General features: G+C 66.5%; 16 protein-coding genes. 6 read left to right on the top strand and 10 right to left on the bottom strand.

Annotated elements, in window-relative coordinates; translation table 11 throughout:
• Window positions 1-907: 907 nt before the first annotated feature.
• The 4 genes from DN051_RS44780 to DN051_RS01160 form a co-directional block, all read right to left on the bottom strand.
• Window positions 908-1,948, bottom strand: a complete 1,041-nt coding sequence (locus tag DN051_RS44780; protein WP_162624761.1) for a hypothetical protein — start codon at window positions 1,946-1,948, stop codon at window positions 908-910.
• A gap of 839 nt (window positions 1,949-2,787) precedes the next feature.
• On the bottom strand, window positions 2,788-3,204 hold the full coding sequence (locus DN051_RS01155) for a peptidase inhibitor family I36 protein (protein WP_159054189.1): 417 nt from the start codon (window positions 3,202-3,204) through the stop codon (window positions 2,788-2,790).
• 476 nt (window positions 3,205-3,680) lie between these two features.
• Window positions 3,681-3,824, bottom strand: a complete 144-nt coding sequence (locus tag DN051_RS44785; protein WP_162624762.1) for a hypothetical protein — start codon at window positions 3,822-3,824, stop codon at window positions 3,681-3,683.
• 673 nt (window positions 3,825-4,497) lie between these two features.
• Window positions 4,498-4,902 (bottom strand): peptidase inhibitor family I36 protein, encoded by a 405-nt coding sequence (locus DN051_RS01160; RefSeq protein ID WP_053761408.1) that lies wholly within the window; start codon window positions 4,900-4,902, stop codon window positions 4,498-4,500.
• A 226-nt stretch (window positions 4,903-5,128) separates the two neighbouring features.
• On the opposite strand from DN051_RS01160, the gene DN051_RS01165 reads away from it, so the two are divergent.
• The 3 genes from DN051_RS01165 (at window position 5,129) to DN051_RS01175 (ending at window position 6,256) form a co-directional block, all read left to right on the top strand.
• Entirely contained in the window at window positions 5,129-5,440 is a 312-nt protein-coding gene (locus DN051_RS01165; RefSeq protein WP_162624763.1) for a hypothetical protein, read from the top strand.
• A 190-nt stretch (window positions 5,441-5,630) separates the two neighbouring features.
• Window positions 5,631-5,894 carry a hypothetical protein gene (locus DN051_RS01170; protein ID WP_199314833.1) on the top strand — a complete coding sequence of 88 codons (264 nt, stop codon included), beginning with the start codon at window positions 5,631-5,633 and terminating at the stop codon, window positions 5,892-5,894.
• The gene (locus DN051_RS01175) at window positions 5,891-6,256 is read left to right on the top strand and encodes a hypothetical protein (protein WP_063797357.1); all 366 of its coding nucleotides are present in this window, start codon (window positions 5,891-5,893) and stop codon (window positions 6,254-6,256) included. The genes DN051_RS01170 and DN051_RS01175 overlap by 4 nt, the downstream gene beginning before the upstream one ends.
• Window positions 6,257-6,791: 535 nt before the next feature.
• On the opposite strand, the gene DN051_RS01185 is transcribed toward DN051_RS01175, so the two are convergent.
• Together DN051_RS01185 and DN051_RS01190 are read right to left on the bottom strand one after the other, a co-directional pair.
• Window positions 6,792-7,169, bottom strand: a complete 378-nt coding sequence (locus DN051_RS01185) for a VOC family protein (RefSeq protein WP_053761410.1) — start codon at window positions 7,167-7,169, stop codon at window positions 6,792-6,794.
• On the bottom strand, window positions 7,166-7,945 hold the full coding sequence (locus tag DN051_RS01190) for an arsenate reductase/protein-tyrosine-phosphatase family protein (protein ID WP_112437645.1): 780 nt from the start codon (window positions 7,943-7,945) through the stop codon (window positions 7,166-7,168). The genes DN051_RS01185 and DN051_RS01190 overlap by 4 nt, the downstream gene beginning before the upstream one ends.
• A gap of 80 nt (window positions 7,946-8,025) precedes the next feature.
• Between DN051_RS01190 and DN051_RS01195 the strand changes: the two genes are divergently transcribed.
• Window positions 8,026-9,297 carry an APC family permease gene (locus DN051_RS01195; RefSeq protein ID WP_112437646.1) on the top strand — a complete coding sequence of 424 codons (1,272 nt, stop codon included), beginning with the start codon at window positions 8,026-8,028 and terminating at the stop codon, window positions 9,295-9,297.
• A gap of 191 nt (window positions 9,298-9,488) precedes the next feature.
• Here the strand turns inward: DN051_RS01195 and DN051_RS01200 are convergent, their stop codons facing one another.
• Both DN051_RS01200 and DN051_RS01205 read right to left on the bottom strand, forming a co-directional pair.
• Complete coding sequence (locus DN051_RS01200; protein ID WP_112437647.1) at window positions 9,489-10,766, bottom strand: NAD(P)-binding domain-containing protein; 1,278 nt, start codon at window positions 10,764-10,766, stop codon at window positions 9,489-9,491.
• A gap of 286 nt (window positions 10,767-11,052) precedes the next feature.
• Window positions 11,053-11,490, bottom strand: coding sequence for a DUF6223 family protein (locus DN051_RS01205; RefSeq protein ID WP_220451580.1), 438 nt, complete (start codon window positions 11,488-11,490; stop codon window positions 11,053-11,055).
• A 217-nt stretch (window positions 11,491-11,707) separates the two neighbouring features.
• On the opposite strand from DN051_RS01205, the gene DN051_RS01210 reads away from it, so the two are divergent.
• Together DN051_RS01210 and DN051_RS01215 are read left to right on the top strand one after the other, a co-directional pair.
• Window positions 11,708-12,835, top strand: coding sequence for a histidine kinase (locus DN051_RS01210; RefSeq protein WP_112437648.1), 1,128 nt, complete (start codon window positions 11,708-11,710; stop codon window positions 12,833-12,835).
• Window positions 12,832-13,491: a response regulator gene (locus tag DN051_RS01215; RefSeq protein WP_053761415.1), complete on the top strand. Its 660-nt coding sequence runs from the start codon at window positions 12,832-12,834 to the stop codon at window positions 13,489-13,491. The genes DN051_RS01210 and DN051_RS01215 overlap by 4 nt, the downstream gene beginning before the upstream one ends.
• 611 nt (window positions 13,492-14,102) lie before the next feature.
• Here DN051_RS01215 and DN051_RS01220 read toward each other — a convergent pair.
• Window positions 14,103-14,429, bottom strand: coding sequence for a hypothetical protein (locus tag DN051_RS01220; protein ID WP_246040830.1), 327 nt, complete (start codon window positions 14,427-14,429; stop codon window positions 14,103-14,105).
• A gap of 79 nt (window positions 14,430-14,508) precedes the next feature.
• On the bottom strand, window positions 14,509-23,121 hold the full coding sequence (locus tag DN051_RS01225) for a golvesin C-terminal-like domain-containing protein (RefSeq protein WP_425471715.1): 8,613 nt from the start codon (window positions 23,119-23,121) through the stop codon (window positions 14,509-14,511).
• Window positions 23,122-23,465: the final 344 nt, after the last annotated feature.

Consider the following 23,465-nt stretch of genomic DNA (forward strand, 5'->3'; position numbering starts at 1 on the left):
GGGGCGCCAACCGTGCCGCGGTGAGTGCGGACCGGCCCGGACTCACAGCGCATTCGGACGTAGAAGGGAAGGGTTCGGCCACCTCGTGGTCGATGACGGCCACGGCAAGAAGCACAAGCCCGTAGAGCGGGGCGGTCGCGTGAGGTGAGGGGCGATGCATGCCCGGTCGGCCGGAACCGCAGTCTTGCCAACCCCGGTCGGAGCGGGCCGGGCGACGGGGCAGCCACCCGGCCATGAGGTCAGTCGGCAGCGCACGACTGTGCCGCGGGGTGGCGATAACGCGTTGTCCCACTGTGAGGACGACCGCCCCGCCATTCGACCCATCCCGGATCGTCACGGACGTTCTCCGGATCGGCAACTCCAGCGGCCTCGAGGAGCACGACCAGGTCGTGATCCGAGTAGGCAGTCCCGAGGATCTCCGAGCACACCGTGAGCCGGCGGCTGCCGAAGACCTCAGGACCTCAATCACCGGGCAGCGCACCGGGTAGGACAAGGTGACGCCCGCACAGCAGTGCCTGCCGGAGATACTCGGAGCAGAACCCGCTGACACCGGCAACGTGCCAGTCGTAAGGCGACCGGTAGAAGACCACCCTCATCGTCACGCGCCAGTTCCACGCTTGTGAGAGGCATGTGCGGGTGGTGCCCCACCAGTACGTCGATACCGTAGACGGAGCGCCCGTGCGTGTCGGCCTCTTCCTCGACAACACCCGCTGGCGCGCCGCGAAGCTCAACGAAGAGCACCGTGCCGACCACTTTGCACTCGGCGTGCGCTCGTAGAACACCGCTGCCGTTCACGGCAGGCTGACCAGGGTGTAGCCGGGGGCGACTGGACGCTGGTTGAAGCTGCTTCGTACGCACCTGTGGATCGGTGCGGCGGGTTTCGCGGAGGACTGGTGGTGCTGGTTTGTCACTTGCGAGTGACTCGTTGCCATGCTGGGTCGAGGGCGATCGCCTTCAGTTGGGCGGTGTCGAGGGCGGGGTCAGGCCGGGTGGGGGCAAAGGGGTAGGCAGAGGTGTTGAGGGCGGAGACGACGATGCGTATGCCGTCTTCGCGGAAGGTATCGGCGGTCCATTCGATCGTGGTTGTGTGGCCTTGGTTGACGGGCTTCTTGTGAATGTTGAGGCGGGTGCCGTCGGGGAGGGTCTCGGCCTTCTCGAACAGCTTGGTCATGCTGCCGTCATCGGGCTTCCATCGCTGGACGTTGACGGCGACGAGACTTTTGCCGTGACCGTCATCGACCACAAGGTGGCCGAAGCCATCCGTGCCGCCAGGCTGCGCGTGGCGGAGTCCGGCCGGAAGGAGTTGTCCGAGCACTCGACTGATGTCCATGCCGGTCGGCTGCCAGCCCCCATTTGGCCCGGCGGGTGGCTTGGGCACTGCGTTGAGGACGGGTTTCCAAGTCGCAGAGGTGGCGACGGCTGTCAACTGCTTGAGTGCCAGTGGCAGGGGCGTTGACGCGGAGCCGGTCTGGGCTTGCGGGTCGGCGACCTGGGTAACGAGAACCTGCCCGCCGTCCTGGAAGATCAGGCGTGAGGTGAGGACTTTGCCGCCGGACGGATTCTTCGCGTTCTGGGGTGACTGATCCTGCACCAGGGTGCCACCGTCGGGCAGCTTGGAGACGCTGCAGCGACTGTAGGGGTAAAAGGCTGTGTCCGGGCACTGCGACACTGCGGACGGAACAGGAAGCGGAAGCCGACCGAGGACTACTTGCACATGAGCAGACTTGCCGTCCCGCTCGAAGACCAGTTCGGCCGACGGCAGCGTTTCGGGTTTCGCGCTCACGCCCTTCCCTCGTTTCCCGGAGGTCTTGCCTTGTGGAAGCGACGCCTCGAGCAGACGCACCATGTCCTGCGACGACGCTGACTCCGAAGCCGAAGATTGGCCCGAGTCCTGCGAAGCGGCACAGCCAGTGACAACCACGGCGCTCAGCCCAGTCATCACGATCACCGCGGTTGCTCTGCGCCAACCGGAGAAGGCGTTGCCGCGGGCCGGCTGGCTTCTTTCTGACGTGCTCTCGGATGCCGGCGAGACGTGTGTAGGTGAGGGCGGGGCGATCTCACGTGGTGGGGTGAGGCGCGGTCGGCCAGGCGGGCGCAGACCGGTGCGGTCGACGAGCATGGAAAAATCACCGTGTCTTTGGATGTTCGAGGCTGGGGAGACCGGCCCATAGAGGATTCGGGCCACGGTTTCGTGGGCGTCATACGCGCGATCCGCAAGTTGGCGCCGGTCACTCAACTGCGGGCTGAGGCAAGCCCAGCGGCAAATACTTCGGAGTGGATGTTTCTGCTTGCGGGGCCGGCTCGGGGTTCGATGAAGCCCGCCAAGTCGGTGACTTGCACGGGCCGCTCATCTGCCCCTCACAGCGAGAGAGCGCAAACACCCGACGGCACCACGCCAGTCAACGCTGTTCCGTGGGACCGCGCCGGCACGGGGGCGCGAACCGGGTCGGACTCGGTGATGACCATCGATGGAGCACGTCGGGATCGGTGCCAGGCCACGCACCCCCCGAAGCAGCCCAGGTGAGCCCTCAGGGCGAGGGTCCGATGTCTGCTGTCCCGCACCTGTATGCCGGGCTACGGCGCCGAATCCGGCGCTGAGGCGCACGAGCATATCTGTGGCGATCGCTATGGCGCCCCGCTCCACCAGGGCATACGAGCCCTGGTGCAGCAGACTTTGGGAGCCAACGAAGCTCCTGCGCCCACGAGTGAGTCCTCGAAGACCCACCTCCACAGCACGCGAGCCTCGCACGGCGTATACCGCTGACGTCGCCCAATCAGTGGGTTCGGTCAAGAACAGGGCTGGACAGAGCTGATGCGGTCGTTGAGATACGCCCACTGCTGGCCCACGAAGTTTGCGCCGTCATCAGCCCCCAGTGTCCCCTGGTAGTGCTGCATGAACGGGCGATCGTAGAAACAGAAGCGCCAGCCGGTCGTGTTGATGACCGAAGACACCGCATTGTCGGCATTGGCCCCGTTGACAAATTTCTTAACACCGAAATCGGAGACAACGGAATGATACTTCAGCTCGTCCGGCACAAACACCGAACCGGTGTAGTTACTGTGCTGGTAGAAGCAAACCTCATTGTCCTTGCAGGTGTACGCCATAGCTTCTGCATCCGAGGCGGAAGCGGGTCCGGTTCCGGCGACTGCGATTGCGATTGCAGACAGAGCCGGAGCCACGATCTTGGCAAGCTTGCTCTTCAAAGTAATCTCCTTTGAGATCCTCATGGTGAGGACGGCAACTACAGCAACTGAGTTTAGGCGATGCGCACGGCACTCCAGGCACTTTGATGTCTCATCCTGGTGGCCTCAATGGGACCTGACCCATTGAGGCCACCAGGCCAATGATCGAATTCGTGAACCTAGGAGAGGGCTCAAAATAGCTCGGGGGAACACTCGGCAAGGACGAATGGCCAGCGGGTGACTCGCGTCGCGGTAGCACTGGCGGCAACATAGCGGCCCACAGCGGAGAACCCGGGTGCAACGGTAAGGACCAGATGCGACGACGCACGATCTTCGTACCTCGCGGCATTCGACGTGGTGGCCCCATCAGAACGGAGAGGCATGACCTGACTGCTACATCGGCTCCAGGTAGCGCACCGCAGCTTCCCGAAACCTTTGTCATGGTTTCCAGAGCACAAAGTATTGGTAAATGAGTTATATGTCACATGCTGTTACTGTCACGTCTGACCGTGTTCAATGTGTACACCGATAACCTTGTCGAATGGGTGGTCAGGCACGAATTTCAGTCGGCCGGCCAGCGTGAGCTGAGCGACACGCGCGATATCCAGGTATGACCGTCCCAGATTCTCGATGGTGTTCACCTCGTTGCGGTCTGGAGCAGAGACGGCTAGTAAAGGCCGCCGGCCAGGTTTCGGCGGGTGCGGATGCGGACAGCCCACACCAAAGGCTTTCTGTCGCCAGGCGCGCGTACGGCACCGCGGAGAACAGAACACCGCCGATCGCCGGTGTTCAACTCCCGCCGTCCACCCAGGGCCGCGGACCGGACAGGCCACCTAGTCCCCACGCTGCACCGCCGCGACCCGCCGACGGGCCTGCTCCAGGGCACGTCACCAGCGTGACCTGCACCGACCGGAAGAAGATAGCGCTGCCGCCGACTTCGTCGGCGGCAGCGCTATCCCACACTCCGGCAATACCTTCGAACTGCCCCGCCAGAGGCCATACACCCCAGCATCCCGATCCTCAGCCCCTCGACCAGGGGTGTCAGACAGACACTCATAGTGTTGAGGCGCGCTGACACGAACCCGACATCGCGACATCCGCCTTCACTTGAAGGACAAGACAGGGAGCCCTCGTGTGACAGGTGTCGTGAAATTCAGGCGAGTCGGCCATCCGAAACCAGTCCGACCGACGGCATTTCGGGCGGAGATTCTCGTCCCCGCGCAACTGGCGCTGTCCGCGCTGCCCCATGACGTCGTGACCCGACAGCACGGCCGCACTCAAAATCGTGCCGGGGGCCTCGACCGCTACCTGCTGTCAGCAGTAGGAAGCCGAGCTGATGGCGTCGTTGGCGTACCTGTTGCCGAAGTCCAGCTGGTCGTCGAGGGGAACGGAGCCGTAGTAGTTCTGCATCCGCGGGGCCTCGTAGAAGCACACCTTCCAACCGGTCATGTTCCTGATCGAGGACACTGCGTTGTTAGCGCTGGCCCCGTTGGTGAAGGTCCGACCCGCAAAGTCGAGTACGGGCTTTCCGGCCTTCATCTCGTTCGGCACAAACACCGAACCGGTGTAGTTGGCGTGCTGGTAGAAGCAGACCTCGTTGTCCTGGCAGTTATAGGCCATGACGTCGGCGTCGGAAGCGGAGGACGGCCCGGCTCCGGCGACGGCTATGGCGACAGCCGACAGAGCGGGAGCCATGATCATGGCAAGCTTCTTCTTCAAAACGATCTCCCTCGTGATACCCGGATAAGGCGGAAACTTCAGCAACTGAGCTTAGGGGGGAAGCGCTGCACTCCAGTCAATTTGGCATTGCATCCTGGTGGCCACAATGGGACCTGACCCAATGAGGCCACCACACTGCCACTGAACCCTTACAGAGAGCTCGAAATAGCCCAGATGCATCAGAGCCGTGAGCCACGTCATATCCGCGGCTCGTCACAGACGGCATGTGATCGGTGTCTTCATGTGGAGCAAATCACGAAGCGGGAGATGCCCGGTAGATGAAAAAATGCTCGCAGCCGATATGGGCGCGTTTAGCGCTCTTTCGGTCTCGCCGGCCCTGGCTGATGACGCCAGTACAACTGGCTGCCATAGGCACTACTACCTCAAGGGACCTCAGGTCCAGGTTGACAACTACCCCAGCAACGGCGCCAAGGATTGGACGAAGGCTCAGGCCACGCGTGTCTATTTCGCGCACCACGGGATCACATACGTACCAGAGATCATGCTGGACAAGCACCAAGTTCATGAGCAGAACTGAGGTCAAGTGAAGTCAGCAGATCTGCAACTACGCCAAGGTCAGCCGGTACCCGCTTCTCTGGGTTCATGAATGCTCGCCCCCGTTGGCGCTCCTATGTGAGACATGGTTCCGTGCGGCCTGGCAACTCACGACGTGCCCCGGGCTACTCGTGAGCTATGTACTGGTACCACCAGCTAGCTATGATGGTGGTATGGCAAAGCAGACGAACATCCGACTGGACGACGCAGTCAAGGCTGCCGCCGAGGAACGGGCCAAGCGCCGCGGGCTGAGCTTGCAGGGATACGTGGCCGACTTGATCGAGGCCGATCTGAACCAGTCACGCGCAGCCTTCATGGCCGGCGCCGCGGCGTTCCTGGCTGCGTACACAGAGGAGTTCGAGGCGGAAGTCGGTGAGGACCGGTATCCCGGTCTCCCGGTCAGGCCGGCGGAGACCGCACCGAAGGACGCCGCGTGAACCTGCGCATCGACCTCGCCTGGATCCTGGCAGTGGCGCAGCAGATGCCGGGGGATCCTCAGGTCATCGACTACGGCGTGCCGGTCGCAGCGGAAGCGCGCCATCGGGCAGAGATTCTTGACCACGAGGTCTACCCCGAGTCCCATCACAAAGCTGCGGCACTGCTGTGCGAGCTGGCGAGAAACCCGAGCCTGGAGGCGAGGAACCTTCTGTTCGCAGCCACAGTGACCGCGGCGTACCTGTCGGCATGCGGCCTGCCGGTGAGCCCTGGCCTGGACACCGTCCTCCCGCTGGCCCGCGCCGCCCGGGACGGGATGCCGGTGCGGGAGGTCGCTGCTCAGATCAAGACCTGGACAAGCTGATTCCTCCGTCACAAGTACCGCCAGCAGCGGCCCGGCCGTACTCCAGCCGTAGTTGTGGATCTTGGTGAGCTCCCATCGACAAGCAGCCGAGTACGGGAAAAGCGAGCGAAGTGAGGACTCGCTCGGCGAGGGCACGATCTTCCGGGTCTTCTCCGAAAAGGACGAGCTGCTGCAGGCCTGCATGACCGAGGCGTCCCCGAGCACGCGGTCCGCGAGCTCGACGCGATGGGCGTATCCCAGCCGCTGCCCAACCGGCTTGCGGAGGCGGCCGAGGCGCTGCTGGCCGCGCCGCGCACCGTGCCGGGGTGCGTCCCGCCGCGATGCCCCAGCGAAGGGGGTTCCGGCCGCGGCGCAGGCAAGCGACGAGTGCGGCTTCCGTCCCAGGTGCGCGTGCTGCACATGATCGTCCGCTTCGGTGCGGCCGTCGCCCGTGAACATCCGCACCCGAGGGTGGCCCTCATCTGCCTGCCGAACCACTGTCGAAACGCCGCTGGAGGCGACTCCGACCCGTGTGTACAGCAGGTTGTCGCCCCTCTTAGCGGGCGGGCTCGAACAGTTCGATGAGGTTGCCGGTGGGGTCGGCGAGCAGGATCTGGCGCCCTCCGGGGCCCGAGACGACAGCGCTGCTGAAGGCGAGTCCGGCGCTGCTCAGCCGGTGGGTCTCGGTGTCGAGGTCGTCGACGATCAAGTGGATGCGGTTACCGCCGACGCCCAGATCGCTGGGGGTGGCGCGGGCGCCTGAAGTGGCCGGGCCGGACAGCAGCAGCCGCAGCGGCCCGCGTGTCACGTCCGCGAAGGCGGGGGCGGGGTGGCTGCGGAGAGTGAAGCCCAGGTGGGTGGTGTAGAAGTCGATGGCTGCCTGGACGTCGTCGACGAGGTAGCGGACGCTGGCGAACTGATCGGGGGTGGTCACGGCTGAACCTCCTGTGGCGTGGGGACGAGCAGCGGCAGCAGGTAGCGGATGCGGCTGTCGATCTCTGCTGCTGTGCGGGCGAATGCGGGGTAGCCGACCGGATCGGGATCACGGGCTGTGGCGGGGTCGGGGATGCTCCAGTGGATCAGCTGTGCCTGGTCGCCAAAGTCAGGGCAGACTTCGCGCACCTTGTCGCACAAACTGATCACGTAGTCGAACCGACGCCCGATCAGGGTGTCCAGGTGTCGTGGACGCTGCCTCGAGATGTCGATGCCGTGCTGCTCACGCAGGAGTTGTACGGCGTCGGCATGGAGGCGGGGTTTGGGGTGGCTGCCGGCGCTGGTCACCTCGACCCGACCGTCCGTGCGGTGGCGCAAGAGTGCCTCGGCGATCGGTGAGCGGGCGCTGTTGCCGGTGCAAGCGAACAGGACGGCGGGTCGTCTCGCTGCCGGTAGCGAAGGCGGCGGTGGCGTGAGGGCGACACCCAGCGCTGGGTGCAGGGCGGTGCCGGCGTTGCCGAGCGCGCGGGCGCACTGTTCCAGGTCCAGGTGGTAGTAGCTGTCGCGGGCGTCGAAGCTGCTGCGGCGGGCGGTGACCAGTCCGCCGTCGCGCAGTAGCCGCAGATGGTAGGAGACCAGGTTCTGCGGCTGGCCAGCCCGCTCCACCAATTCACGAACCCGGTAGTCACTCGCGGCCAGCTCGGTCAGCAGCCTCCACCGCAGCGGGTGGGCGGCCAACTGCACGAACGCCGGGGCGGCAGGATCCGAAGACCTCATGAAGCCAAAATACATCAAACAGAATTGATGTACCTTACGTTCGAGCCCCGCCGCTCACTGCCGAAAGCCGGAGGCCCGTCATGAATCAGCCCGCCCAGACCGCGTCACCTCAGCTTCAGCGGCGGCTCGGCGTCGGTGACGCCGTCCTCATCGGACTGGGCTCGATGATCGGCGCGGGCATCTTCGCGGCGCTCGCTCCGGCCGCCCGCACGGCCGGCTCCGGGCTGCTGGTCGCTCTGGTGGTGGCCGCAATAGTGGCCTACTGCAACGCCACCTCCTCCGCCCGGCTGGCCGCCCGCTATCCGGCCTCCGGCGGCACCTACGTCTACGGCCGCGAACGCCTCGGCGACTTCTGGGGATATCTGGCCGGCTGGGCCTTCGTGATCGGCAAGACCGCCTCCTGCGCGGCGATGGCGCTGACCGTCGGCTCGTACGCGTGGCCCGGTCACGCCCACGCGGTGGCGGTCGCCGCGGTGGTGGCGCTGACCGCCGTGAACTACGCCGGGGTCCAGAAGTCCGCCTGGCTGACCCGGGCTGTGGTCGCCGTCGTACTGGCGGTGCTGGCGGCCGTCGTGGTCGCCGGCCTCACCTCGTCCACAGCGGACGCAAGTCGGCTGACCATCGACTCCGATGCCACCGTCACCGGCGTGCTGCAGGCGGCGGGACTGCTGTTCTTCGCCTTCGCCGGGTACGCCCGCATCGCCACCCTCGGCGAGGAAGTCCGCGACCCCGCGCGCACCATCCCCCGCGCCATTCCACTGGCCCTCGGCCTCACCCTGGTCGTGTACGCGGCTGTGGCGATCGCCGTCCTGACGGTGCTCGGACCCCGCGGGCTGGGCGAGTCGGCCGCGCCGCTGTCGGACGCGATGCGGGCGGCGGGGGCGGACTGGTTGGCGCCCGTCGTACGGGCCGGGGCAGCCGTCGCCGCGCTCGGCTCACTGCTCGCCCTGATCCTTGGCGTCTCCCGCACCACCCTGGCGATGGCCCGCGACCGGCACCTGCCCCACGCTCTGGCCGCCGTTCATCCGCGCTTCAAGGTGCCGCACCGTGCCGAACTGCTGGTGGGCGCCGTCGTCGTGATGCTCGCCGCCACCACCGACGTACGCGGCGCGATCGGCTTCTCCTCCTTCGGCGTCCTGCTCTACTACGCCGTTGCCAACGCCTCCGCCTGGACGCTCACGCCGGACGAGAACCGTCCGCCCCGCATCGTCCCCGCACTCGGCCTGGCCGGCTGCCTGGTGCTGGCCTTCACTCTGCCCGCCGCTTCCGTCATATGGGGATCCACGGTCCTGGCCGTCGGCATCGCCGCTTACGGAATACGCCGGGCCATCACCGCCCGCCGGGCGTCCTGAGCCGCTCACCTGCACGGGCGGCGTCGGGTTCACGGGCCGCAGCCGGGTACGCGGTGCCGCGCCCCGCTGGGACTCCCGCACCCCTCCACCTCTGGCGGGGACGAGACCGACATCGGCAACCGACCGTACAAGGCAACACGGAGGCCCAGCGGTGCACACCGACGGCACGGCGACTCCCGGGACACGTGCCGTCAGCGGCGCGGACCCTGCCTCGCCAGCCGCCCGGCGATCCGCCGGGCCGCGAACTCCGTGCCGGCCACGAAGCGCAGCATCGGCCCGAACATGGGCGCCGCCAGCGAGCCGGTGAAATACAGCCCCGTCACACTGGACTCGAACGCACCGGACAGGCGCGGAGCCTGCGAGCCGGGCACGCGCCCTACCGCCCGACGCACCGGCGCCGCCAGGAAGGGCAGGGCATCCACATCGAGCCGGTATCCGGTCGCCGCGAGCACATGGTCGACAACGTGATCGGCCGGTCCGCCGCCTGCGCCGCCGACACGCAGGTGCACCTCGGCCCCGGACCGATGCGCCCGCTCCACACGGCACGACGTGCGAACGGGAACCACGCCTTCCACTCGCTCACGCAACCACCACCCGCCCGAAGGTCCCAGCGCGCGGCGAAAGAGCTGCATCCGGGCGGCGGCAGGCAGCCGTCGTACGGCGCCCGGAGCACCGCAGATCGCGGCGAGCGCCCAGCCCGTCCCCAGCGGAGACGCCGGGGCGGCCAGTCGCTGTCCCCACGGCCGCTGCAACTTCGGGCGCACTCCCCAGCGCACCCGGGCATCGCGCACCAGCACCTCGGCGTCAGCGCCGGCTTCGTGCAGCAGCGCGGCACTCTCCAGCGCCGACTGACCACCCCCGACCACCGCCACCCGCTGCCCCGCATACTCGGACAGGTCGGTGTGCTGGCTCGTGTGGGACAACACCGCCCGTGGCCCGGGCCCGCCGGGCGCCAGCGGCAACAACGCGCCGGGGATGTACGCGAACGTGGCTAGCCCGGTGGCCACCACCACTGCCGCCGCCTCGATCTCCCCGCCGCCTTCCAACCGGACAGCGAAACCGACCCCGCAGCGCTCCACCGCCGTCACCCGGGACGTCTCCACTGTGCCGACGTACCGCTGGGTGAACCACATCCCGTAGCGCACGAACGTCTCGCACGGGATCGGCGTCAACTCGGTCAACTCCGGCTCGCCGGCCGCACGGCAGAAGTCCGCCAACCGGCCTCCCGGCACCGGAGCCGACAGATCGGTCGCCGCGGGCGTCGACTTCAGGAACATCCCGGTCGCCATCGAATGGCGCCAACTGCCCATGACTTCGCCGAAAACCCGCACCTCCACCCCGGCCGCCCTCAGATGAGCGGCCACCGACAGACCGTACGGACCAGCGCCGACCACCACGACCGGACCGCCGCGCGTGCCCGCATCCAGCCTCGTTTCGGCACGGCGCTGCCCGGATAGCGACTGCGTCATCCATCCCCCACTGCCACTGCGGCGCCCACCCCAGACGCACGCGGCCAACGGCGGTGTACGCGCACCCCTGCACGCACACCGCCCCCCTTGGGCGCCAGTGTGCCTGCTTGCGAGCAATCGGCACACGATCTCGGCACACGTTGCCCAAATAATTACCAATCGGGCCGAGAGGGACGACGCCGCCAGGCCGCATCCTGTGATGGACCCGGTGGGTGTTGGTTTTGGACTTTCCCAGAAACCACGGCCTCGTGCGGGGCTCAGCGACCGGGCCAGAGAAGCCTCGCCCTCAACTCACTTGTCCGAGCCGCCCGTCAGCGTAGGTCCGACGTTGCTTATGGCGTGGACCCGAACTCCGGCTGGTACTCGAAGAGGTGCGCGGTCTGCGTCGGGAGCGGGCGAGAACGCGCCAGCCGATGGCCACGGCAGTCAGCCCCAACGGGATGGCCCCGATGGCTCCCACGGTTCCGTTGCCGGTGCCGGGGCCACCACTGGAGGTGGCCAGGTGCAACGCCGCGAGGGCCGTGCCGGCCAGGCCCACAGCCATGGCCGACATGGCGCCGGTACGCGCCTTGCCGGTGCTGATACGACCGGCGACACGGGCCAGGGACAGCCAGCCGATGGCCACACCGATCAGCCCCACCCCGAGAGCCAGATTGGCCCCCGTCCGCCCGTCGCCGATGACTCCGCCCTCGGCGACCACGGCCAGGACACCTATTGCGCTCATGCCACTCTCCTTCTTTCCGCGGTTTCGCTGTGCCTTGAGCGTGCCTGCCGACCGCACTGCCAGTCGTCCGGCGGTTGCAGACTTTTCGGACTGCCCTCTACATGGAAGCTGACTACTGCCCATGCGGCAGACAGCGGGCAAGTACCGCAGGTGCGGTACCCGGCCGCTCGTCCGCCGGCGGGACTCGCCCGCCGGGCCGTCCGGCTAAGGTGCGCGCATGGACACTGGGCGTTTTCGTGTCCCGGCCGGTGCCATGGACTGGGCGATTGCCATCAGCGTGGCAGCGCTGCTGCTGGGAACCGGGTTGTCAGGGCAGCGCCCGGACGGCGAACGTGAGCTGTTGGGCGCCGTGCTGCTCGCGGCAGGCGGTATTGCGCTGCTCGCGCGTCGTCGGGCTCCGACTGCGGTGCTGGGTGTCACCGGCGCGTGCGCGGTGGGGTATGCGGCGATGGGTTTCGAGGTGCTCGCTGTCTCGTACCTGGTCGCGGTGTACGGCGCCGTGCGTGCCGGGCGCCGTGCCTCGACGGTGGCGACGTCCGTGGCTTTGCTCGCCGTTCTCCCTCTCACCGCACTGGCCGTCCGCGACGGCCCGCCGCGCGAGGCGTTCGCGCAGGCCCGCAACGTCCTGGAAATCGCCTGGCTGATTGCCGCTTTCGCTGCCGGGGAGGCACTGCGGCAGGCCGAGCGCCGCGCGGACGACGCCGAACGCACGCAGGAGGAAACCGCGCAGCGCCGCGCCGATGAGGAGCGGCTGCACATCGCGCGGGAGCTGCACGATTCGCTCACCCACCAGATTTCGATCATCAAGGTGCAGTCCGAGGTCGCCGTCCACCTGGCGCGCAGGCGCGGCGAGGAGGTACCCGAGGCGCTGCTGGCGATCCAGACAGCCGGACGGGAGGCAACCCGGGAGCTGCGCGCGACTCTGGAAGCCCTGCGCAACGACGACACGAGCCCGCCGCATAGCCTCGAGCACGTACCGGACCTGGTGGAGCGGGCCCGTTCGATGGGGCTGGACGCCACGCTGACGATCGGAGGGCAACGGCATGACGTGCCGGACGCGGTGGGCCGCACGGCCTACCGCATCGTCCAGGAGGCACTGACCAACACCGCCCGGCACGCCCATGCCACCACCGCGGCGGTCCGGATCGAATACTTGCCCGAAGCGCTGACCATCCAGGTGGACGATGACGGCAAGGCCACCCCCGAGAACGCCCCGGCCCCGGGCCTCGGGCTGCTCGGCATGCGCGAGCGCGTCACCGCCCTCGGAGGCCGGCTGCGCGCCCAGCCGCGCACCGACCACGGTTTCACCGTCCAGGCCGAACTACCTGTGGAACGAACATCATGATCCGTGTCCTGCTGGTCGACGACCAGCCCCTCATCCGCAGCGGCTTCCGCGCGCTGCTCGACCTCGAAGACGACATCGAGGTGGTGGCCGAAGCCGCCGATGGCGAGGAATGTTTGGTGCTCGTCAAGGAGCAACTGCCCGACGTCGCACTCATCGACATCCAGATGCCGGTCATGGACGGTATCCAGGCGACCCGGCGTATCGCCGCGGACCCGGCTCTGGCCGACGTACACGTCGTCATGCTGACCAACTACGGCATGGACGAGTACGTCTTCGACGCGCTGCGCGCCGGCGCCGCCGGGTTCCTGGTCAAGGACATCGTGCCGGAGGACTTCCTGCATGCCGTACGGGTCGCCGCCCGCGGCGACGCTCTCCTCGCCCCGTCCATCACCCGCAAGCTGATCCAGCGGTACGTCACCCAGCCGCTCAACGCCACCGGCGCGGCACTGAAAGGGCTGACCAGCCGCGAAAACGAAGCGGTCGCCCTGGCCGCGCGGGGCCTGTCCAACGACGAGATCGCCGACCACATGGTGATCAGCCCGACGACCGCGAAGACCCATATCAACCGAGCCATGACCAAACTCCGCGCCCGCGACCGGGCCCAGCTCGTGGTCCTCGCCTACGAATCCGGCATCGTCACCCCGAGAAGCCGCTGACAGCCGGCAGTGGTTGCCGACTTCACGGTGGCACGACCGAACATGCCGCCGGCCACATTGCCGCCACCGTGCTCGCCGCATCACGCCCCTGGCCGAGCCGGAACCCGAAACCTCTAACGGGGCGCACCCATTACTCACACCGAAGCAGCCGCCACCATCCTCGAGGAGCCACTGTTCAGCTCGCCCGAACCGTGATCTCCCCGGGGTACGGCGGTCGGGCGGTGAAGGGCAGCGTCTCCTGCGGTGTGAGGTCGCGCGCAGACATAACCACGCGGACGGGGCGGCGTAGCGGCCGGCACCGATGGCGGTGTCGGCGACGAACTCCGCCACCAGATCCGCCCGGACGGTGCTGTACTCCAACTCGCCGCCAGTTCCCCGAGCGGCACTGAAGTGCCCGCCGTGCCAGGGGAGTTCGGATCCTGCGAGTGCCAGCCGCCGCCTAAGATCTCCCGACGCAATGCCCCCGTGTGAGCCGGGTGCTCGTGCGCGTGCATCATGAAAGCAGCCGATGTGAGCGTGGGAGCGGAGACGGCCGCGCCGGACCGCAGTATTCAGTCCCGCCGCGCATACGAATGTCCCTCACGTGTGCTGAGCGTGAAACCTGACCTTGTTCAGAACCGGCGCGGACCTTCGTGATCCCAGTGCTCGATCAGGGAAGGGACTTGCGTCCAGACAATGACGAGCACCACCAGAAACGTCAGGGAGACCACCCAGGCGGCCTTCCATCTGCGGGACACCACGGCGGCGCCCAGCAGGAAGAAGGCGGAGAACAAGAGGATGAAGTTGGCCCCGAACACGTCGTCGGGGTCACTCGTGGGCCCGATCTCCTCACCCACGAACGGAAGGCTCAAGGCCAGCCAGAACAATGCGGCAAGGTACAGGACTGCGGTGACAACAGCCCTCGTCCACAGGCCCCCTCGACTTTCCGGGAAAACCATTTGCCGGTCCTTTCGTTCGTTCGAGATCCGGCGTGGTGCGCCCAGGACGAACCCGGGCGCACCACGCCGGTGGCGGATGTTACCCGAGGAGGTCGCGGAGCATCGGCTGCCAGCCGACTATGCGGCCACCGTAGCTCCGTGAACTGGGGTTGGTGGTGTAGTAGTCGGGTCCACCTTGATAAAATGCGCCGACGTTCTGGATGTCCGCGCCGCTGAATTCGGACGCTCCCTTGCCCGGAATTATCTGATCCCGGGCCGTGGACAGATACCTCGCTGCCAGGAAGACGTTCTGGACGTTGTCCTGAAGCGATGCCTTGATTTCGCTCCGCTGATAACCCGTGAGATTGGCTGGGTCATAGCCGAGCAGATCAGCGGCGACATCGATCTGCATGCTGACGTTTCCGTAGGAGGCGTCGTCTCCGCTTCTCACCTCGCCCATCAGGTCGGTGATCGGCGGCTTGCCCGAGACCTCGTTGTAGGCGACTCCGGCCAGTAGGGTCCCAGGGATGTTGTTCTCCGCTGCGGCCGCGTTGATGGTGTCCGCGTACGCGGCGACGAAGTCCCTCTTGTACTGGGCCCGGTCCTCGTCGACTCCGCCGAAGATGAAGTCCGGGACCTGGGCCGCGCCGTCCCAGTTGCTCCAGACGTCGAGGTTCTGCTGCGAACCGTACTTGTTGGACAGGCCCATCAGCAGCAGGTGCTCCACGGTGAGCTGCTTGGTGGGCGTGCTGCACGCCGGCGGGCATCCGGCGCCGATGGTGACCAGCGAGGAGTCGGGTTCGGCCGTCATGGGACCCTTGTAGTCGATGTCCCATCCACCCCCGTCGTTCATGCTGCAGGTGTAACCGGACTCGTTGCACTCGATGGGACGGTGACCGTCGTACTCGATGAACGAGGACGGGTTGCCGCCGGCGAAGGCGTAGCGGTTGCCGGTGTAAGGGTCGGTGCCGAGGCCCATGTCGGCCAGGGCGCCGGTGTACATGTCCCGGGTGGTGAAGCGATTCAGGCCCGGGTCGTAGTTGCGGAAGCCCATGTCGTACGTACCCGACTGGGCGTCCCAGCGCTTGGCGTTGAAGCGGTAGGCGTTGTAGGCCTCCTTCGTCGGGTCGGCGGCGTCGGGCTTGTCGATGCCGGTGAACTCGGAGTCGTCGTCCTTGCCGTAGGCGGTGTAGCCGTAGGTCGTCTCGGTGTCGCCGTTGCCGTCGGTGACGGTCTCGACGTCGGTGTGGCTGTTGTAGCCGTAGTAGCCGTCCTCGGTTGTACCGTCCGTGTTGTGCTTGACCTGGGACAGGCGCTCTCCCCACGGGCTGTACTGGTACGACTTGGTCAGGGCACCGGAGACCTCTTCGTTCAGGACCTCGCCGGACAGGCCGAGGTAGGTGAAGTGGGTGGTCTTGCCGTCCGCGGTCTTCGACATGGTGCGGTCGAGCGGGTCGAAGGTGTACTTCGTCGACTTCATCGCTCCGGTGTCGTCCATCTTCTGGGACTCCACGACGTGGTCGAAGCCGTCGTACACGCTCCGTTCGATGACCTGGCTGCCTGAGGTCACCGACTCCTGGCGGCCGAAGGGGTCGTAGGTGTACTTCGCCGTGGAGGTGCCGCTGGTGGCGGTCAGCAGGCGGTTGCGGTCGTAGTTGAAGTTGGTCGTGGTGTTGTCGACGGTCTGGGTGATGACGTTGGCGTTGTCGTCGTGGACGTACGTCTCCGTCCCCGCGCCGTTACCGGTCTTGACCGACTCCTTGAGCCGGTCGGCCGGGTCGTAGCTGTAGTTGGTCGTCGACTCCAGGTATGCCGTGCGGTTGTCGGCGTTCATCTTCTTCGTCACGTCCTGCGCCTTGTTGCCGTTGGCGTCGTAGGCGTAGGTGTGGGAGGTGACGAGGGTGCCGTTGGGCTTCTTCTCGGCCGACGTCCTCAGGGCCGCATTCAGGTAGTAGGTGTAGTCGACGGTGTTGCCGTTGCCCTTGGTCTCCTTCAGCATCTGGCCGCGGTCGGTGTAGGTGTACGACGTGACCTTCGGCGAGGCGTCGGTCGCCGTCTTGCCGACCGAGACCGTCTTGACCAGTTCACGCAGGTCGTAGGTGTACTTGGAGAACTGGTCGGGGTGGGTGACCGTCTCCGGCTGGCTGTTGGCGTCGTAGGTGTACGACGTCGACTTCTTCTCGTCGCCGGCGAGCGTCTCGGTGACCTTCTGGACTTGATTGAGGCCGGTGTAGGCGATCGTGTAGGCATCGATCTTCGCCGTCGACGACGTGTCGTCGATCTTGGTCATGTTGCCGTTGAGGTCGTAGGTGTAGGCGAAGTCGCTCTTCTCCGTGTCAGCGGGCTCCCCGGCGGTGTCTCGCACCAGCTTGACGCCGTCGGCGACCACCGTGCCACCGCCGTTCTGGAACAGCTGCAGCTTGGCCGCGTTGCCCTGCTTGAAGGCGTACGAGCCCAGGGACACCCAAGTTCCCTGGTTCGTGGACGCGTTCTGGTCGACCGTCTTGTCGGCCGTGCCCGTGGAGTGCGTCACGGTGTATTTCGCCGTGGTCGCAGCGCCGGTGACCTTCGGGAACTTGACGTACGCGGTGTACGTGCCGTCCTTGGGGATGTTGAGCGTCCAGGTGAAGGCGTCCGTGCCGGCGCCCGCCGCGTGGGTGGCGTGGTCGTAGCCGTGCTGGCCGGTGGCGGTTGCCTTCGTCCAGGTACCGGTGGAGGAAGTGTGCTGGGTATCGGAGTTGTCCACCAGGACCACATCCAGACCCACCGGTACACCGTCGTCCGAGCGGGCCTTGAGGGAGCCGTCCGGGTGGTACGACCACGTCATCGTGCGGTTGGAGGAACCGCCCGCCGAGGTCAACGTGCGCTTGGTCTGCAGCCCGAGCTCGTTGTAGTCGTAGGTGGTGGCGATGTCCCACGGGTCCGTGGACGACTCCACCCACCCGTTGTCGAAATAGGAGTAGTCCGTGTCATTGCGGACCGTCTCACCCTCCGACGGCGGCAGCGACGTCTTCGCCACCCGGCCCAGCTTGTCGTACACGGTCTGCGTGTAGACGTTCGGGTCGTTGTAGCGGCCGTCCGTCGGGTCGTAGGGCTGGTACTGCTTGACTGGACGGTTCAGCTCGTCGTACTCGGTCCGCGCGGTGAACGCCGTGGTGGTGCCGGCCGCGACGGCGCGCGGAGTGATCACCTTGGTGACGTTGCCGATCTGGTCGTACTCGTACTTCGTCGACCGGGTCGTCGTGCCCTCGTACGGGACCTTGACCTCGCTCTGCTTGCCGCGCTCGTCGTAGGTGACGGTCGTGGTGTTGTTCTCCGCGTCCGTGGTGGAGAGCACCAGCGAGTCCTTGTCGTAGGTACGCGAGGTGGTCTTTCCGGCCGCGTCCGTGACGGTGGTGACCCGATGGTCCAGATCGTAGGTCGTCTTGGTGGTGTAGTCGGTGGTGTCGGCGGTCGCGTTCTTCTTCGGGTCGATGACTCTGACGACGTTGCCGGCGTTGTCGTACTCGTAACTGACCCTGTCACCCGCCGCGTTGACCACCGAGGTGAGCTGGTAGATCTCGTTGTAATTGTTGGTGGTGACGTAGTCGGCGTCATCCGCCGTCGTGGTCGTGCCCTTGGGCTCGGTCGTCGTCCTGAGGTGGCCGACCTTGTCGTAGGTGTACGTCGTGGTGCGTGGGTCGGTGAGGTTGTTCGCCGGCGCGCTCGCCGAGGTGACCTGGTCCGCCTTGTCGTACATCGCCGTGGAGACGGCCCCGTTGGGCGCCTTGGACTTGGTGATGTTGTCGTTGGCGTCGTACTCCGGAGCCGGAGTGGTGATCAGAACGCCGGTGTCCTGCTTCTTCGGCACCGTGCCGACCAGCGGACGTCCGTAGACGTCGTAGCTCTGCGTGGTCACCTTCTCGTCCGCGTCGGTGACCTTCGTGACCTGGCCCCGATGGTCGTGGACGAAGTCCGTCGAGAAGGTCTTCGCGTCCGTGATCCGGCTCGGGTTGCCGGTGGGCCCGAAGTCGGAGTACCGCGTCGGGTGACCGTTGGCGTCCGTTGCCTTGGTCAACTGGCCGTAGACGTCGTACTCGTACTTCGTGGTGTAGTCGTCCGCCGTGGCGGTCGCCACGCCCTTCGGGTCGGTGACCGTCTTGAGATTGCCGAAGGTGTCATAACCGAACTGCCAGATCCGCCCCTCGGGAGAGGTCTTGCGAACCAGGTCCGCGGCGTAGCCGTCGGCGCGGGTCTGGTACTCGAACCTGGACGCGTTGGCCGGGAAGGTACCGGGCACACACTCCGAGGCGGCCGGGACGCCGTTCTTGTTGTTCTCCGCGTCACGCTGCCAGATCGGGTAGCCCGTCTTCTGGTCGTAGCAGTACGCAGTCTTGGCGCCGTTGCCCTCTTCCAGATACGTGACGTTGTTGTCCGCGTCCCAGCTCATTTTCGTGACCTGGGACTTGGCGTTGGTGGTCTGCACCGGTCGGCCGTAGTCGTCGGCGACGTACTTCGCCGCGTTGTTCTCGGCGTCGGTGACGGTGGCGTCGGTGAACTTCGTGTTCGTGGTGTTCGCCGCGTACGCGAACAGGGTGTCGCCGTCGAGACGGTCGGTGATCTTCTTGGTCCACCAGTGGTACTTCGGGTCGTCACCGGCCTGCGGGGCGTGGTAATCGAGCCCGGTGTCGTGACCGCGCGGATCCGTGATCGTGACCAGCTTGACGTTCTTGTTGCCCTGGGTCGAGTCGTAGGTGAAGCCGAACACCTTCGGCTGAGCCGAGCCCGCACCGTCGGTCAGCTTCGTCAGAAGACCCTGGTCGGAGTACTCGAAGGTCACCTTGCGCACGGGCAGCCCGGTGACCGACCCCGAGATGTCCGTGATCGACTTGACGTGGTCGGCGGTCTTCGGGCTGGTCGCCTCGGCCTTGGAGTAGTACTCAACCGTCAGCGACTGCCGCCCGGCCGGGTCGGTGATGTAGGAGAGGAACTTGGTCGGCTTGGCGTTGGACTTGCGCTCCTCGTATGTGTACGTCTGTGTGTTGCCGTTCTTGTCGATCACCGAGGTCAGGTAGCCGTCGCAGCCGAAGAGGAAGCGCGTGCCGTCCGGGCGCAGCATGGTCCAGGCGTCCGGAACCGGGTCCTTTTCCGGCGTGCAGTCCAGGCCCGGCTTCATCGTGATCCGGAAGTGGACACCCGCCGGAGCCTTCCAGGTGCCGTCGGCCTGCTTGGTGAACACGTGCGTGGTGCCGTCACCGTCGGGCAGGCGGATCTCGGTGGCGTTAGCGCTGGGGTTGGGATGGAAGTCCAGCGGCGCGCCGAGACGGATGGGGCCGGCGAGCTGCGCGGACCACCCCGCGCCCAGGACGGTGTCGCTGGTGTCCAGGGAGTTGTAAGCGAAGCGGGCGAAGGTGGTCAGACCGCGGCCCGGGTTGGTGAACGCGTTGTAGGACCACACGGTATTGCCGGCGGCCAGGTTGTTCATCACCGTCGAATTGGCACCGGTGTTCTTGCCCGTGTAGGAGTAGAATTTCTCCAGCCCCAGGCTGTTGGAGGTCGGGTCCTCCACCGCCACGGTCTGCTTCAGGCCGGGGATGCCGCCAGTACCCGCCGACAGCCAAGTCCCGGCCGTCTTGTTGAACAGGTCCCAGGTCAGGACATAGTCCGTGCGCTTGTTCCCGTTGTCGCTGTTGATCGGCGTGTTGACCTGCGCCTGGAGCGTGACCGTCTCGCCGGGAGCCACGTCCTCGGGCAGCGCGGTCCGCACCTGGTTGCCGCCGGTGGTCTTGTCCGTGCCATCGGGCAGGGCCCAGGTGTACGACAGCACCTGGTCGGCCATCGTCCAGATCTCGTCGGTGGTGTTGGTGAGGGTGAACTCGACCGAATAGGCGGAGTTCGGGGTCATCCGCGCCGGGGTCTTGGGCGCGTAGTACGTCGAATCGGTCGTCGAGTCGACGTAGGTGACGACCATGCGCGGGCGCAGCTTCTTCTCGGACGCCTCGGAGGACAGGAATACGGTGCGTTCCTGCTTGACCGACTCGTCGGCCATCTTCACCAGCACGCCCTGCTGGGAGCCGGGCGTGGTCACCCAGTCCTGCACGAGAGAAGCGGCGCTCCAGTCGTGGCGGGCGGGGTCGTTGCTCATCGCGGGGACGGTGTCGGCGACCGTGGCGCCGAAGTCACCACCGGAAGTGGTCCAGTTGGTGGAGGAGTCGGCCTTCACCCAGGTCGCCGACGCCTCGTCGAAGTCGCGGGTCAGCGGCCGCATCTCGTAGAGCGCGCCGGTGTTCTCCGTGCTGGTCTGGGTGCCCCACATGCGCAGGGTGGCGTCCAGCACGCGGGCACTGGTCGGGATGCTGGACAGGGCCGGGAACTTCAGCAGGGCCCGGGTGGTGCCGTAGGTGGGCGAGTTGTTGCCCACCGTCAGCCACTTCTGCGCCACCCCGTCGGTCAGCGTGTCGTGCGGGGTCGTCGACTCCGTCTGCGACAGGGTCGTGTCCTGTCCCGCCTCGACGATCTTCGTGGTGCGGCCGGCCTTGGGCAGGCGCACCAGCTGCGTCGGCGCGCCGACCACCTGACCGTCCGCGGTCTTGACCGCAACCGTGTAGTAGTAGGCCCGCCCGAACGGATCCGCGCTGTCCGCCGCGGTCGGCGTGGCCGAGGTGTCGGTGTAGGAGGTCACCGTCTTCGCGACCGGCGAGACCAGAGTAGCCGCCGACGGGGTGAAGGTCTGGTAGATGGAGCGGTGGACCTGGTACTCGACGATGTCGTCACCGGTCGCGGTGGAGGGGTCGGTGTAGGCCGACCACTTCAGCTCCGCGCCGGTGTCATGGATCGTCGTCGGCGCCTCCAGCTCGACACCCGCACGGCCGTAGGTCAGCACCAGACGCGGGTAGTTGGCGGTCTCGCCCTCGTAGGCGTATTCGCTGCCCTCGTAGCGCGGACCGCCCTTGGGGGCGTTCGCGGACTCGTCCCCTGCCTTGACGACGAAGCCGTGGTTGGCGTTGGTCCCGTCGATCCAGGACTGCACCGTCTTCGTCACCGGGAATGAGTGCCACACGTTCAGTTCGGAGGGCTGCTTGGTGACCGCTCCGCCCTTGGTGAACCGCACCGCGTCCGCGATCACCGCCGTGCTCGTCGAGGCCGGGCCGTCCCCGAGGACTATCTTGCCGGCCGTGCCCGCCTTGAACGGGTGCGTGCCCAGCGTCTTCCACACCCCGGCCGAACCGGCCTGCTGGTTGACGGTGTAGGTCTGGCTGCCGCCGTTGTAGGTGACGGTGTACGGGGCGTTCGTCGCCCGGTCCGAGGCCGCCACGTAGTGCGCCTGAACCTGGTAGTCACCGTCCTCCGGCAAGTTGGGCTGCCAGGTGTAGGTGTTCCCGGCCACCGAGTCCTTGTTGAACAGGTAGTCCTGGTTCACTGCGTATTGCGTGAACGCCGTGTTCCCCGACGCCGGCCAGGAGCCGTTCGCGGCCGTGGTGCCGGCGTCCCCGTCGTCGACCAGGACCGAGGTCCCCGACAGCTCACCGGTGATCCCGTTGGCGCTGTTCCAGGTTGCCCTGTCCTCGCTCCAGTCGGCGGTCGCCCGGTGCGCCTCCAGATGCACCTCGGTGTCGCCCGTGGTGTGCGTCTGGTCGTAGTACAGATTCAGATCGGCCGAGTCCAGTTTCGTCCCGGCGGGCACGCCCGTGAGCGGGAACTTCAGCAGGGCTCGCGAGCTACCGGTGCTCGTGTTGCCCACCGACAGACGCCAGTTGGTGTCGTAGTTCGACGTAGGGCCGTCCGAGGAGATCATCACGTCCTGCGCCGTGGACGGCGTCGGAGCGATCTGGATCGTCGGGTCGATCGTGACCGGATACCGACGCTCCGGCGAGGCCAGCCACTTCGCGTTCGGGACGACAGTCAGCTTCCAGCCTTTGCCTTCCCTCGAAAGCTTCTGCTGCACGGCCGTGCTGTACGCGGTGCCGTACGGCGACTCGGCATCCTTCTCGGTGTCCGCCATGAACGGCGCCGGGATCACCAGCACCGGGTCGGCACCCTCGCCGTAGAAGGCGATCGAGCCGTCCTTCGCGGCCTTCGGCGTCAGCCCGTCGGTGTCCAGCGTGAAGACGAACTTCACCGGACCGTCAGGTCGTTCGGCCAGAGTGATGTTTTCCTTCACCCGGCCCGGACCCACCTCGTACGACAGGTCCGCACCCGGCACGGCGTCCCGGTAGGTGACGGTGTCACCCTTCGCCACGGGCTTCAGCGACGCCCCCGCGCCCTCCAGGCCCAGGACCACCGCGTGGCCGTCGGCGGACTCCACCCGCATCAGCCGGTCCGGCTCACTGCCGAACCAACTTCTGGCCGCGTTGGTCGTGTTGGCGTACCGGTAACCGTCCCGGTCGCTCTCCCCCACCCGGGCGTCGACGTCGCGCCACGACTTGCCCGCCCGGTAGGCGGTCGGTACGGCCGACACCTCGGCCTGCACCCGCCCGTCCGACAACTTGAAGAACCGGGCATTCGCCGTACGCCTGCCGGTCAGTTCCGCGACCCGCTTCGCCTTCGGCGCCACCTTGCCCTTCCGCAGCTTCTGCCGGTCGGCAACTCCCGCCTCATCGTGCGAGGACGGCTCGTCCAACTCCTTGCTGTCGTCCGCGAACCAGTCCTTGATGCTGTCGACGAGACCCTTGCCGTCGTCACCACCAGAGGCGTTCGCGGCATAAGCGGCCTGCGGCAGCAGTGAACTTGTCACCGCGGTCACCACAAGGCACGCCAGCACCCTGCCCAATCTGGGACTCACGCCAAACCTTTCCATCAACGGTCGGTGAATCCACCCGCAATTCCCCAGCTGGCCCGAAGGGCCGACCAGGGCATACACGCAGTGGCGGCCAGAGGTGTAGTGATTGAACTGACGCCACGTCAAGTGATCGGACAAAGCGTCAACTTGACGTATGATCATTCGCAAATCCGGCCATGCGGGAGCGGCTTGATGTCCGATATTTCCGCTCACTGGAAAAGGGGCGACGTCGTGGGTTATAACCCCGCCTGGGCTCAGTCCGCGCGAGCTGAGCACACCGGAAATTGACCTGCCGAGGA

The sequence above is a fragment of the Streptomyces cadmiisoli genome (assembly GCF_003261055.1).
GTDB classification, from domain to species: Bacteria; Actinomycetota; Actinomycetes; order Streptomycetales; family Streptomycetaceae; genus Streptomyces; species Streptomyces cadmiisoli.

Coding starts and splice junctions, on each gene's coding strand:
- DN051_RS01170 (WP_199314833.1), top strand. CDS start 5,631: ATGGCAAAGCAGACGAACATCCGACTGGACGACGCAGTCAAGGCTGCC.
- DN051_RS01190 (WP_112437645.1), bottom strand. CDS start 7,945: ATGAGGTCTTCGGATCCTGCCGCCCCGGCGTTCGTGCAGTTGGCCGCC.
- DN051_RS01195 (WP_112437646.1), top strand. CDS start 8,026: ATGAATCAGCCCGCCCAGACCGCGTCACCTCAGCTTCAGCGGCGGCTC.
- DN051_RS01200 (WP_112437647.1), bottom strand. CDS start 10,766: ATGACGCAGTCGCTATCCGGGCAGCGCCGTGCCGAAACGAGGCTGGAT.
- DN051_RS01205 (WP_220451580.1), bottom strand. CDS start 11,490: ATGAGCGCAATAGGTGTCCTGGCCGTGGTCGCCGAGGGCGGAGTCATC.
- DN051_RS01210 (WP_112437648.1), top strand. CDS start 11,708: ATGGACACTGGGCGTTTTCGTGTCCCGGCCGGTGCCATGGACTGGGCG.
- DN051_RS01215 (WP_053761415.1), top strand. CDS start 12,832: ATGATCCGTGTCCTGCTGGTCGACGACCAGCCCCTCATCCGCAGCGGC.
- DN051_RS01220 (WP_246040830.1), bottom strand. CDS start 14,429: ATGGTTTTCCCGGAAAGTCGAGGGGGCCTGTGGACGAGGGCTGTTGTC.